The sequence below is a fragment of the Loktanella sp. DSM 29012 genome, assembly GCF_900110705.1.
GTDB classification, from domain to species: Bacteria; Pseudomonadota; Alphaproteobacteria; order Rhodobacterales; family Rhodobacteraceae; genus Loktanella; species Loktanella gaetbuli.
The window spans coordinates 374860-388483 of record NZ_FOEJ01000004.1 but is presented as its reverse complement, the minus strand read 5'-3'; the positions used below and the strand labels follow the sequence as shown (position 1 = coordinate 388483).

Here is a 13624-nt window from a genome sequence, read left to right as displayed (position 1 = left end):
CGCACTAGCAGCGGATTCAGGTTCTGCCGCCCTATGGCGGCGCAGCAACACAGCGGCGCACCCGGAATTTTGCTTTACCATCCTCAGTTTCGGTCCACATATTTAACGAATGATGAAGACGTCGCTGTCTATCACGGCGCAGATCAGTATTGTTAGCGCTGACACTAACTTCGGAGGTTCTTCATGCCGGCCACAAAAACCCCATCCGCGACAACGCTTGTCGACTACAATGCCGCCCGTGACATTGTTTGGGGTCAATGCCGGTCTCCCTTCGATGCCCTTGGCCTGCAACAGCGTGACGGTGGCTGGCTGCTGACGGTTTTCGTGCCCGGTGCCGAATCGGTCACCTGCGTCACGGCAGACAAACGCATCGCACTGGACCGGTTGGACGACCATCCCGGCCTGTTCATCACGGCCTTTACCGAACCGCCCGAAACCTACAGCCTCGAGGCGATGGCGGACGGCTATACGTGGTCCTTTGATTATCCCTACCGCTTTGGTCCGGTGCTGACCGATGAAGATATCTATTTCTTTGGCGAAGGCAGCTACAAGCGTTTGTGGAAGGCACTGGGTGCCCACGTCATGACGCACGAAGGCACCGACGGCACGCATTTTGCTGTCTGGGCCCCGAATGCGCGGCGTGTTTCCGTTGTCGGCAATTTCAATGTCTGGGACGGGCGCCGTTTGCCGATGCGCCCCATCGGTGCATCCGGGGTCTGGGAACTGTTTGTGCCGGGGATCGGCACGGGCGAAATCTACAAATACGAAATCATCGGGCCGAACGGCGAACATCTGCCCCTCAAGGCGGATCCGTTCGGCTACGGGTCCGAACATCCACCGGCGACCGGGTCCGTGGTGCGTGATATCCGCGATCCCGCATGGTCCGACGCCGACTGGATAAAGACCCGCGCCGATCTGCAACACATCGACGCGCCCATTTCGATCTACGAGGTCAACCTCGCCAGCTGGAAACGTGCGCCGGGCAACCGCCCGCTGTCCTATCTGGAACTGGCCGAGGATCTGGTCGACTACGCCGTCTGGATGGGGTTCACCCACATCGAGCTGATGCCGATCAGCGAACATCCCTTTGACGGCAGCTGGGGCTATCAACCCGTCGGACTGTATGCGCCCACGATCCGCCACGGCACCCCCGATGAATTCCGCGCATTGGTCAACGCAGCCCACCGCAAGGGGCTGGGTGTCCTGCTGGACTGGGTGCCCGGGCATTTCCCGATTGATGCGCACGGACTGAGCGAATTCGACGGCACGCACCTGTATGAACATGCCGACCCGCGCGAGGGTTTCCATCAGGACTGGAACACACTGATCCCGAATTTCGGCCGCACCGAGGTCGCGAACCACTATCGGTCAAACGCGCTATACTGGCTGGAAGAATACCATCTGGACGGGCTGCGCGTGGATGCCGTCGCATCCATGCTCTATCGTGACTACAGCCGCAAACATGACGAATGGGTCCCGAACAAGGACGGCGGGCGCGAAAATTACGAGGCCATCGCGCTGCTGCAAACCACCAACACCCTGGCCTATGGCGAGGTGCCCGGCATCATGACCGTGGCCGAGGAAAGCACGGCCTTTCCCGGTGTGTCGCGGCCCGTCGAATACGGCGGCCTGGGTTTCGGGTTCAAATGGAACATGGGCTGGATGAACGACAGCCTGCGTTACATGGAAAAAGACCCCATTCATCGCCGCCACCACCATCACGAGATGACATTCAGCCTGCACTACGCATTCGGTGAAAACTACGTGCTGCCCATCAGCCACGACGAGGTGGTGCACGGCAAGGGTTCCATGCTGACCAAGATGCCCGGCAATGCGTGGGAAAAATTCGCGAACCTGCGGGCCTACTACGGGTTCATGTGGACCCACCCGGGCAAGAAGCTGCTGTTCATGGGGCAAGAGTTTGCGCAATCCAGGGAATGGAACCACAACCAGAGCCTTGATTGGCACGAATGCGATGATGGCCGCCACAAGGGCGTGCAGATGTGGGTGCGCGACCTGAACACGCTGTATCGCGCGACCCCTGCGCTGCACGTCAACGACGTGCGCCCGTCCGGTTTCCAATGGCTCGAGGCGAACGATACCGATGCCTCGGTATTTGCATTCGTGCGCATTGGCGGCGTGGATGATCCAAAGGTCGTAGTCGTCATGAACATGACCCCGATCGAACGCACCGGCTATCGCATCGGCCTGCCCGCCAAGGGCCGTTGGCGCGAGGCGCTGAATTCCGACGCCGAAGCTTACGGTGGCGGCGGGCGCGGCAACATGGGAGGTGTTGACGCGGAAACCCGTGCCTGGATGGGGCAGGATCATTCCGCCGAGGTCACGATCCCGCCGCTGTCCACCGTCATTTTTGTCCAGGACAACTGAATACCATCCGCCACCAGGGAGTGAGACCAATGAAACCCAAGGCCAATCCAAGACTGTCGAACAAGGCGCTGGCATTCGTGCTGGCCGGCGGGCGTGGCAGCCGCCTCAAGGAACTGACCGACAACCGCGCCAAACCGGCGGTCTATTTCGGCGGCAAGACCCGGATCGTCGACTTTGCACTGTCGAACGCGCTGAATTCCGGCATGCGCAAGATGGCGATCGCCACCCAGTACAAGGCGCACAGCCTGATCCGGCATTGCCAGCGGGGCTGGAACTTTCTGCGGGCGGAACGCAACGAATTCCTTGATATCCTGCCTGCGTCGCAGCGGATGGACGAAGCTAAATGGTACGTCGGCACGGCCGATGCCGTCACCCAGAACATCGACATCATCGACAGCTACGGCGTTGAATATATTGTCATCCTGGCAGGCGACCACATCTACAAGATGGATTACGAGGTCATGCTGCAACAGCATGTCGACACCAAGGCGGATGTGACGATCGGCTGCCTGACCGTCCCCCGGATGGAAGCGACTGCGCTGGGTGTGATGCATGTGAACGATCAGATGCAGATCACCGATTTCCTCGAAAAGCCGGCTGATCCGCCCGCCATTCCCGGCGATCCCGACCACGCGCTGGGGTCAATGGGTATCTACATCTTTGACTGGCAGTTCCTGCGGACCTTGCTGCTCGAGGATATGCACGACGACAACAGCAGCCATGACTTCGGCCACGACATCATCCCGCATATCGTCAAGAACGGCAAAGCCATGGCGCACCGTTTTCAGGACAGCTGCATCATGTCGGGTCTGGAAACCGAACCCTACTGGCGCGACGTGGGCACCGTGGATGCGTTCTGGCAGGCCAACATCGACCTGACGCTGTTCACCCCGCCGCTGGACCTCTATGACAACGAATGGCCGATCTGGACCTACGCGGAAAGCGTGCCACCTGCAAAGTTCATCCATAACGAGGATGGCCGTCGCGGGACGGCGGTGTCGTCGATGGTGTCTGGCAACTGCATCATCTCGGGGTCCGAAGTGACTGAATCGCTGCTGTTCACAGGTGTGCGAACACATTCCTATGCCTCGCTGAACCGGGTTGTGGCGCTGCCGCATGTGGACGTGGGCCGCAAGGCAGAGCTACGCAACTGCGTGATCGACCGCGGTGTGCAGATCCCCGAAGGCATGGAGATCGGCATCGATTCCGAAAAGGATCGTGAAAACGGTTTCCGCGTCACTGACAAAGGCGTCGTGCTGGTCACCAAGGCCATGATCGACGCCTATCTCGCGCGGTCCTGATCCCATGGGTGGTCGGGTCTTATCGGTCACGTCGGAATGCGTTCCCCTGATCAAGACAGGGGGCCTGGCAGACGTGGCCGGTGCCCTGCCCGCAGCACTCGCACCGCTGGGCTGGGACATGCGCACGTTGTTGCCAGCCTACCCCGGATTGATCGACAAGCTGGGTGCCGTGACCGAGGTCTGGGCTGACAGCGATCTGTTCGGCGGTCCGGCCTGCGTGTTGCTGGGCCAGATCGGCGGGGCTGCGATCATGTTGCTGGATGCGCCGCATCTGTTTGCGCGCGCTGGCGGGCCCTATGGCAACCCGCATGATTTCGGCGACAATCCGCAGCGGTTCGCCGCGCTGTCGTGGGTTGCCGCCCAGATCTCGGCGACTGGGACGACCGATGGCTGGACACCGAATATCCTGCATTGCCATGACTGGCAGGCAGGTTTTGCACCAGCCTATATGGACCTTTGCGTGGACACGCAGGCCAAATCGGTCGTCACGATCCACAACATCGCTTTTCGCGGCGAGGCACCGGCCGCGGCCCTGGGGTCGTTGCGCCTGCCGATCGAGGCGTTCCACAGCGACAGCCTGGAATACTGGGGCAACCTGTCCAGCCTCAAGGCCGGGCTGGCCCATGCCGACGCGATCACCACCGTCAGCCCCACCTACGCCGACGAACTGATGCGCCATGAATTCGGGTTCGGGCTGGAAGGTCTGCTGCAATACCGTGCCGCCGATTTCCACGGCATCCTGAACGGCGTCGACGAAACTGTCTGGGATCCCCAGACAGACCCCCACATTTCCAAGACTTACGGCAAGGCGTCGCTGGCCAGGAAACAGCACAACCGGACGGCCTTGATGGCAGAATTCGGACTGGCGAGCTGTGACGGCCCGCTGGCCGTCGTTGTCAGTCGTCTGACCGACCAAAAAGGCATGGACCTGCTGGTCGCCGCCATCCCTGATTTCATCGCCGGCGGTGGCTGTCTGGCGGTGCTGGGATCAGGCGACCCGCAGATCGAAAACGACCTCAAGTCGCTGGCCAAGGCGCATCCTGGCCGGATCGGTCTGCGCATCGGCTATGACGAAGCCCTGTCGCACCGCATGTTCGCAGGCGGCGACGCGGTTCTCGTGCCGTCGCGGTTCGAACCATGTGGCCTGACCCAGCTATATGGTTTGCGCTATGGCTGCGTACCGGTCGTCGCCCTGACGGGTGGGCTGGCCGATACTGTCATCAATGCGACCCCCATGGCCCTGCAGGACAAGGCAGCGACCGGCCTGCAATTCCATCCCATCGACGCGCTGGCCTTCGGTCAGGCCCTGATGCGCCTCATTGCCTTATACTCGGACAAGAAAACGTGGACAGGCTTGCAGAAAAAGGGCATGTCGCAGGCGCTAGGTTGGCAGACCTCTGCGTCCGCCTACGCTGACTTGTACAAAGGCGTAACCGTTTGAATGCCCAACTTAACCAGTCTGTCCCGACGAAACTGCGCGACCACCCACTGACGGCGGGCAAACCCTTTCCGCTGGGCGCGACATTCGACGGGGCAGGCGTGAATTTCGCCGTCTTTTCCGAACATGCCGAACGCATCGACCTGTGCCTGTTCAGCGATGACGGGCGCAAGGAACGCGCGCGCCTGCCGCTGTTGGAACGCGACGGCGATGTCTGGCACGTTCATGTCGCGGGCCTGACACCGGGTGCGAAATACGGGTTTCGGGTGCACGGGCCCTATGCCCCCGAAGAAGGGCACAGGTTCAATTACAACAAACTGCTGATCGATCCCTATGCCAAACGCCTGTTCGGCAAACTGAAATGGTCCGACGCGCTGATGGGCTACCGTGTCGGCAGTCCGCGTGGCGATCTCAGCTTTGACTCGCGTGACAGCGCCTTTGCAGCGCAGCGCAGCGTCGTGGTGGACCCGTCGTTCAACTGGGGACGCGACCTGCCCCCTGAAATCGCCGCAACCGATACCGTCCTCTACGAGGCCCATGTCAAAGGCATGACCGCCCGCATGCCGGGCGTCGCGTCGGCCATGCGCGGCAAGTTTCTGGGCATGGCGTCCCAGCCCGTGCTGGATCACCTCAACAAGATCGGCGTGACCACCGTCCAGCTGATGCCGTCACAGGCCTATGTCGACGACCATTTTCTCGTGCGGCAGGGACTGCGCAACTACTGGGGCTACAACAGCATCGGATTTTTCGCGCCAGAACCGCGCTACATGACCGAGGAAGGTGTCTGGGAATTTCAGACCATGGTCCGGCGGTTCCACAAGGCCGGCATCGAAGTCATCATGGACGTGGTTTACAACCACACCGCCGAAGGCAACGAAATGGGTCCGACCCTGTCGTTTCGTGGTTTCGACAACAAATCCTACTACCGGTTGACCGACGACGGTCGGGGCTACGTGAACGATACAGGCGTCGGGAACACGCTGCGGACCGAACACCCGATGGTGCTGCGCATGATCATGGATTCCATGCGCTATTGGGTCGAAACGATGCACGTGGACGGGTTCCGGTTCGATCTCGGGACAGCGCTGGCCCGCGAAAAGGACGGTTTCGACCGCGAGGGCGGGTTCCTGGATGCGTTGCGACAGGACCCGGTGCTAAGCCGCGTGAAACTGGTGACCGAACCCTGGGACCTGGGGCCCGGCGGCTATCAGTTGGGCGCGTTTCCGCACCCTTTCATGGAATTCAACGACAAGTTCCGCGACGGTGTGCGCAAATATTGGCGCGGCGATTCCGGCCTGACCGCCAATCTGGCCAAAAGGGTCGCCGGCAGTGCCCGCCAGTTCGATCATTCAGGCCGCAAAGCCACTGCCTCGATCAACTTTGTGACCGTGCATGACGGCATGGTTCTGGATGATCTGGTGTCCTACAACGTCAAGCACAACGCCGCCAACGGCGAGGACAATCGCGACGGCAAGGACGACAATTATTCCGATAACATGGGTGTCGAAGGTCCGACGGATGATCCCGCGATCCGGTCCGCCCGTGCCCAGCGCAAGCGCAACCTGCTGGCCACCGTGTTTCTGTCGCAGGGCACGCCGTTCCTGCTGGGAGGGGACGAGATCGGCAACAGCCAGTGGGGCAACAACAACACCTTTGCACAGGACAACGACACGGGCTGGCTGAACTGGGACCGTCTGGATCAAAATCTGCTGGATTATGTCGCGCGGCTGTCCCGCTTGCGTCGCGACCACCCGGTGTTGCGGCAGACGCGGTTCCTGCACTCTCGCCCACGCCGAGAGGACGGCATGCCCGATCTGTTCTGGCGCAAACCTGACGGCACCCCGCCGACACAAGAAGACTGGGACGATCCGCGCTGGCGCGCCTTGTCTGTCGAAATGCGCACGGCCTCTGACACCCCCGACTATGCGGCATCGCATGATGTGGTGTTCATCACCTTCAACGCGGGTCCGGCCATCGACATCACCCTGCCGGATTGCAGCACGGACAGCCCCTGGGAACTGATCCTGGATACAGCCAACCCAGAGGACGGCACCCAGTGCATCGCCACACAAACCTTCCGTGTTGCAGCGGATTCGGTCTGTGTCTTTGCTCGGACGACGGATTGATCTAGCTTCCTGTGTAACAGGAGGACCCCATGAACACCGTTGCAACGACACCCATCGACGGGCAAAAGCCCGGAACCTCTGGCCTGCGCAAGAAAACCCGCGTTTTCATGCAGCCGCATTACCTTGAAAACTTTGTCCAAAGCATTTTCGACGGGATCGGGGGTGCCATGGGCAAAACCTTTGTGCTGGGTGGCGACGGGCGTTTTTTCAATAAACGCGCCGCACAGGTTATCCTGCGCATGGCGGCCGCCAATGGTGCCACCCATGTGATCGTCGGGCGCGATGCGCTGCTGTCGACCCCGGCGGCCAGCCACCTGATCCGCCTGAATAAAACCGACGGTGGCATCATCATGTCCGCCAGCCACAACCCCGGCGGCGAGGACGAAGATTTCGGCGTCAAGTTCAACATGGCCAACGGCGGCCCGGCCCCTGAATCCGTTACAAACGCGATGTTCGAACGCACCCAGACCATCCAAGAATACCACATCGTCGAGGCACAGGACGTGGACCTGAGCACGGTGGGTGACACGGAACTGGCGGGGATGGAAATCACCGTCGTCGATCCCGTCGCGGATTACGCCGCGCTGATGGAAACCCTGTTCGATTTCGATGCAATCCGCGCCATGTTTGCCGGTGGGTTCCGCATCCAGTTCGACGCCATGTGCGCGATCACCGGCCCCTATGGCCAAGAGATCCTGGAGAACCGTCTGGGGGCCGCACCGGGGAGCGTCGTGCACGGCACCCCCCTGCCCGATTTCGGCGGCATGCACCCGGACCCCAACCCCACCTGGGCGCACGAATTGATGGACACGATGAACGGCCCCGACGCGCCCGATTTCGGGGCCGCCAGCGACGGCGACGGCGACCGCAACATGGTCGTTGGCCCCAACATCTACGTCAGCCCATCCGACAGCCTGGCTGTTCTGGCGGCCAACGCGCATCTGGCCAAGGGCTATGCCGCGGGCCTCAAGGGGGTCGCGCGGTCCATGCCGACCTCTGCCGCCGTGGACCGTGTCGCGGAAAAAATGGGACTGGCCTGCTTTGAAACCCCGACGGGCTGGAAATTCTTTGGCAACCTGATGGATGATGGGCGCGTGTCTCTGTGTGGCGAGGAATCGTTTGGCACCGGGTCCGACCATGTGCGCGAGAAGGATGGTCTATGGGCGATCCTGATGTGGCTCAACATACTGGCGAAACGCCAGATGAGCGTTGCCGAAATCATGCGCGACCACTGGCAGAGCTACGGGCGCAACTACTATTCCCGCCACGATTACGAGGCCGTGGACAGCGACATCGCCAACACGATGATGGACGATTTGCGCAGCAAGTTGGACGGTCTCGTCGGCCAGACCATTCAGGGTCACCGCGTCAGCGAGGCCGACGATTATGCCTATCACGATCCGGTGGATGGATCGGTCAGCGCACAGCAGGGTATCCGTGTCCTGTTCGACGGTGGCGCGCGTTTCGTGATCCGGTTGTCAGGCACCGGCACATCTGGGGCGACGATCCGGCTGTATCTGGAATCGCTGGAAACCGATCCTGCGAATTTCGATCAGGACCCGCAGGACGCATTGCGCTGGATCATTCTGGCAGCCGAGGACATCGCCGGAATCCGCGCGCGCACCGGCAAATCTGGACCAGATGTCACGACCTGACCACGGCTAGCCCTCAAACCGCTTGCGATAGGCGCGCGGGGTGCAGCCGATCCCCTTGCGGAACGCGCGGGCAAAATGTGTGGGGTCCGAAAACCCCAGATCATATGCGATGACGGTAATCGGCTGGCGCGTATAGGCCAGCCGTTTGCACGCCAGTTCCAGCCGGTAGGCCATCACCGCCCCCATGACGGACATCTGGGCGCGGGCGCGCACGACCCTGTTGAGACTGGAGGCCGACGCGCCCAAACTGCGGGCGTAATCGCCGACCTCCCACCCTTGGGTGGCATGATTGCGCAAGGCTACCTCGAAACGCGTGAACAGGTCCGCGGTGTTGCCCGCTGCTGGTGTTGCTTCGGCACATTCCCAGATCAATGCCGCGGCGAGGGCGCGCAAACTGGGATCACGGGGACCATCCGCGTCCGCGTGCCGGTCCTGCAGGATCGCAATCAGCCCCGTGATCCGCGCGGTCGCCGCACGTTGCTGGACGCGGTCCACCTGCAAGGCGCTGTCGTCCAGTAGCGTCGTAGGAATGGACACGACGACCCCGACGGTCCCGGCAGCAAAGGTAAAGCCATGCACGGCATTCGGCGGCAGCACGATCACGACCGGTGGCGTCAGCGTTTCCGATCCATGCGCCAGATGCAGTGTCGCCTCTCCCGCCTTGACGTAGAGCACCTGCAAAAGACCGGGATGCCGGTGGCTGGCAATGCGCCAACCATGCTGCGCGGCGCGGTCCACGATGGCCTCGACATGCAGAACGTCAGGAAAAATCGCACGTTCGCCAAACAATGCGTAGTCCGGCAGTTTGATTGCATTGGTCAAGTATAAGCCCCGATTCTGCCAGATATGGCCGATGTCTGAATGTATTGTGCCAGCCAGTCAGGGGAGGTGTCTATCATGCGCACGCAGGTTTGTATCATTGGTGGCGGGCCGTCCGGTCTGCTGTTGTCGCAACTGCTGGACCGGGCCGGGATCGATACGGTCGTGCTGGAACGCCGCAGCCGTGACTATGTGCTGTCACGCATCCGCGCCGGCGTGCTGGAATCCGGCACCGTCGGCATGTTGGAAAAGGCCGGGATCGCCACCCGCGCCCACGCTGAAGGGTTACCTCACACCGGCACTTACCTTGCTGTGCAGAATACCGGATTTCGCATCGATTTCGACGCGCTGATCGGCAAACAGGTGCTGGTCTATGGCCAGACCGAAGTGACCCGCGACCTCTATGATGCCCGCGAAAAGGCGGGTGGAATCGTGATACACGATCTCGACGGGGTCGAATTGCATGATCTTGATACCGACGCGCCCCACGTCACCTACGTCAAGGATGGCACGACACACCGGATCGATTGCGACTATGTTGCGGGATGCGACGGGTCTCACGGACCTTCGCGGCAGGCCATCCCAAAGGATGTTCTGACCGAATTCGAACGGGTCTATCCCTTTGGCTGGTTGGGCGTCATGGCCGATCTGCCCCCTGTCAGTCACGAACTGATCTATGCCAACCATCCGCGTGGCTTTGCGCTGGCCTCGATGCGCAGCCCGACGCGCAGCCGCTACTACATTCAGGCACCCGTCGATGATCCCTTGGACAAATGGACCGACGATGCGTTCTGGGATGAATTCCGCAGGCGACTGCCGCACGACTCAGCCGAGGCGCTTATTACTGGGCCGACCATCGAAAAATCTATCGCGCCACTGCGGTCCTACGTGGCTGACCCGATGAAATGGGGGCGTCTATTTCTGGTGGGGGACGCGGCCCATATCGTGCCGCCCACGGGGGCCAAGGGTCTGAATCTGGCCGTTTCCGACGTGCACTATCTGTTCGAGGCGCTGACCAGTCACTACCGGGATGGCGATGACCACGGGATCGAGACCTATTCCCAGACCGCGCTCAAACGGGTGTGGAACGCGATCCGGTTCAGCTGGTGGTTCACGACGACCATGCACCGTTTTCCCGGACAGGAATCCTTTGACCAGGCGATCCAGGACAGCGAATTGCGCAACCTGCAAACCTCAGTCAATGCGCAAACCGTGTTTTCCGAGAACTATGTCGGGATGCCTTATTAACCTCTGAATTGCCCGTATCGGATCACACTGTCGCCCCAGTCACCGACCAGACATATCCTCAGCCGCCGAAAGAATGAGGATTGCGTAATGACACAGACGACAGTGAACCCCGTTTACATGGGTCGGATGCAGCAACGCTTTATCCAGAACTATTATGCGCGACATGATGCCCTCGAAGTGCTGTTCGAGGCCAAGGCCTATCGTGACGCGCTGGCGATCCTGTCCGACGTTCACGGCTCTGCCCAGGCGCTGGGGCTGACGACATTGGGCCAGGCAGCCGCACTGGTGCGTGATTTCCTGACCACCGAATTGAACACGGCCGAACCCTCGGACCGGCTGATGCACACGGCGCTGAACGCCTATCTCGATGTGTCGATGGAATTCTGCAACCCGACCGAACGGTTCCTCGCGACAGCCTAAGGGTCGGACACAAGCCGCTGGTAGAGGTGCCACGACGCATGCCCCAGAATGGGCATCGTCACGAACAGGCCCAGAAAGACCGGCAGCGCCGACAGCAGGGTCACGACACCGATGAACGCGCCCCAGACCAGATAGGCCATCGGCTGTTGCAGAACGGCAGACAGCGACCGCAGCATCGCGGTTATGAAATCCACATCAAGGTCCAGCAGCATCGGCATTGCGTGAACGCTCAGCGCAAGGACAAGCCCGGAAAACATCGCCCCCACCAACGTGCCGACCGCGATCATGGTCAAACCAGAGGGCGTCAGAAAAACGGCGAGTGACGTCGAAATGTTCGTCATCGGGGCAAGTCCAAGAAACAGGGCAAAGATCATGTGCCCGATGAAAAACCAGAACAAGAAGATCACCACCACGATCGCGGCGAGCCACGGTATCTGACCGATCCGGGCCGCCCAGATCAGGCTGGCAACCTGCCGCAGTCCGGGGCGCAGGTCGCGGCTGCGCTGTCTGCTGACCTCGTAAAATCCGACGGCAGCCAATGTGCCCACCATGGGAAACCCCAGCACCGCGAGCACCAGCCAGAACGTCTGTCCGGTCATTACCGTAACGGCCGCCATGCCCAGCCCGGCCAGCACAAAGACGCAGGCCAGGCAAAGGTCGATCCACAAGGCTGCCCGAAAATCTCGGACGCCCAGCGCCAGACTGGCCGTGAAATCGGACCAGACAACCGGTCGGATGGTGGGCGGTGTCGTGGCGTTCTGCGTCATGCGGGTCTGTCCCCTGCTGGTGCGATCACGAAAGACGGGGTGTCATCGTGCCCCCGGTCAGACGGCGACGGAATGCGCGACCAGATCGGCGCGGAAACCGTCGATGTCGTGGGCGATGATACGCACAAGCATCCGTGCCTCTGGCCGCAGCGTGACGACGTTGCACCGACGCTCCAGCACATCTGGAAACCGTTTCATGAGCCCGGCAATATAGTTTTCGATCTGCGACCATCTGTCGGGGAAACTGGCGTGCAGCCTTTGCAGATCGATCCTGAACCGACACATCAGGTCCTCGATCATCGTGGCGATCAAACGGTCCCTGGGCGTCAACGCGAAACCCTTGCTGCCTGCGAACCCCGTGTCCTCGATCCGCCCGTGATAGGCCGAGGTGGCAACCGCATTCTGCACATAGCCCTGCGCAAACCGCGAAATCGCAGAGGCACCGAACCCGATCAGCGTGGGGCTGGCATCATCGGTATAGCCCTGAAAATTGCGCCGCAGCACGCCCGCCGCATCGGCCGTCGCCAGCGAATCATCTGGCCGTGCAAAGTGGTCGATACCGATGGACTGGAACCCCATTTCCTCGAACCGGGTTCTGGCCTGTTCTGACAGCGATAGGCGCATCAATGGGTCCGGCAGATCAGCCGCACGGATCATCACCTGCCGCTTGGACATCCACGGCACATGAGCATAGCCATAGATCGCAAGTCTGTCAGGCTCCAGCGACAGAACACGGGTGATCGTTTCACCAAATGTCACGGCGGTCTGGTGCGGCAAGCCGTACAGCAGGTCCAGGTTCAGGCTGGGCACACCGGCATCGCGCAACCAGTCGACCACATCGCGCGTCTGGGCAAAGGATTGCTGTCGTCCGATGGCCCCCTGCACCACCGGATCAAAATCCTGCACCCCGATGCTTGCACGGTTCAACCCATGATCTGACAACACGGCCAGCAGATCGGGTGCTGCATCGGTCGGGTCGATCTCGACCGAAAACTCGAAATCGGCGGCAGGGGTGAATTCTCCGAACACCGCCGCCAGCAGCCGTTTCATCAGGTGCGGCGACAGGATCGTCGGCGTCCCGCCCCCCAGATGCAGCCGCGACATGCGCACGCCGCCCGGCAAGGCGGCAGCAACGGTCCCGATTTCCTTGACCAGCTGCGTGATATAGCCCGCAACCGGGTCCAGCGTGCTGGTGCCCTGAGTGCGGCAGGCGCAGAACCAGCACAATCGCCTGCAAAACGGAATGTGGATATAGACCGAGATTTCGCTGCCATCGGGCACGGCGGCCAGCCAGCCCCGCTGGGCCTGCAATCCCACGTCAGTTTGAAAATGGTTTGCCGGCGGATAGCTGGTGTAGCGCGGCACCTTGGCGTCGAACAAACCGTAACGGGTGAGTAGGTCTAGATTTTCCATGGGTGAATGTCATAGGATGGTCACAGCCAAATTCTTTGATCCAGATCAA

Annotated in this window: 10 protein-coding genes; 7 read left to right on the top strand and 3 right to left on the bottom strand. The window is 61.1% G+C overall.

Annotation, left to right across the window (positions count from 1 at the left end):
- Positions 1-183 precede the first annotated feature (183 nt).
- The 5 genes from glgB to BMX27_RS11570 are packed head-to-tail and all read left to right on the top strand — an operon-like array spanning position 184 to position 8908.
- The gene (gene glgB / locus BMX27_RS11590; protein WP_090159966.1) at positions 184-2388 is read left to right on the top strand and encodes a 1,4-alpha-glucan branching protein GlgB; all 2205 of its coding nucleotides are present in this window, start codon (positions 184-186) and stop codon (positions 2386-2388) included.
- A 29-nt stretch (positions 2389-2417) separates the two neighbouring features.
- Positions 2418-3689 carry a glucose-1-phosphate adenylyltransferase gene (gene glgC / locus BMX27_RS11585; RefSeq protein ID WP_090159965.1) on the top strand — a complete coding sequence of 424 codons (1272 nt, stop codon included), beginning with the start codon at positions 2418-2420 and terminating at the stop codon, positions 3687-3689.
- A gap of 4 nt (positions 3690-3693) precedes the next feature.
- On the top strand, positions 3694-5130 hold the full coding sequence (glgA, locus tag BMX27_RS11580) for a glycogen synthase GlgA (RefSeq protein ID WP_090159964.1): 1437 nt from the start codon (positions 3694-3696) through the stop codon (positions 5128-5130).
- The gene (glgX, locus tag BMX27_RS11575) at positions 5127-7253 is read left to right on the top strand and encodes a glycogen debranching protein GlgX (protein WP_256212483.1); all 2127 of its coding nucleotides are present in this window, start codon (positions 5127-5129) and stop codon (positions 7251-7253) included. The genes glgA and glgX overlap by 4 nt, the downstream gene beginning before the upstream one ends.
- A 29-nt stretch (positions 7254-7282) precedes the next feature.
- Positions 7283-8908 (top strand): alpha-D-glucose phosphate-specific phosphoglucomutase, encoded by a 1626-nt coding sequence (locus BMX27_RS11570; protein ID WP_090159963.1) that lies wholly within the window; start codon positions 7283-7285, stop codon positions 8906-8908.
- Between the two features lie 6 nt (positions 8909-8914).
- Here the strand turns inward: BMX27_RS11570 and BMX27_RS11565 are convergent, their stop codons facing one another.
- The gene (locus tag BMX27_RS11565) at positions 8915-9730 is read right to left on the bottom strand and encodes a helix-turn-helix domain-containing protein (protein ID WP_090159962.1); all 816 of its coding nucleotides are present in this window, start codon (positions 9728-9730) and stop codon (positions 8915-8917) included.
- A 75-nt stretch (positions 9731-9805) separates the two neighbouring features.
- Here BMX27_RS11565 and pobA point away from each other — a divergent pair, with 75 nt between their 5' ends.
- Together pobA and BMX27_RS11555 are read left to right on the top strand one after the other, a co-directional pair.
- On the top strand, positions 9806-10975 hold the full coding sequence (pobA, locus tag BMX27_RS11560; RefSeq protein WP_090159961.1) for a 4-hydroxybenzoate 3-monooxygenase: 1170 nt from the start codon (positions 9806-9808) through the stop codon (positions 10973-10975).
- Between the two features lie 87 nt (positions 10976-11062).
- Positions 11063-11395: an Hpt domain-containing protein gene (locus BMX27_RS11555; RefSeq protein ID WP_090159960.1), complete on the top strand. Its 333-nt coding sequence runs from the start codon at positions 11063-11065 to the stop codon at positions 11393-11395.
- Here the strand turns inward: BMX27_RS11555 and BMX27_RS11550 are convergent.
- Both BMX27_RS11550 and hemN read right to left on the bottom strand, forming a co-directional pair.
- Positions 11392-12162, bottom strand: coding sequence for a DUF2189 domain-containing protein (locus BMX27_RS11550; protein WP_090159959.1), 771 nt, complete (start codon positions 12160-12162; stop codon positions 11392-11394). The two genes, BMX27_RS11555 and BMX27_RS11550, sit on opposite strands and share 4 nt — an antisense overlap.
- A gap of 57 nt (positions 12163-12219) precedes the next feature.
- Positions 12220-13575: an oxygen-independent coproporphyrinogen III oxidase gene (gene hemN, locus BMX27_RS11545; RefSeq protein WP_090159958.1), complete on the bottom strand. Its 1356-nt coding sequence runs from the start codon at positions 13573-13575 to the stop codon at positions 12220-12222.
- Between the last annotated feature and the right edge of the window lie 49 nt (positions 13576-13624).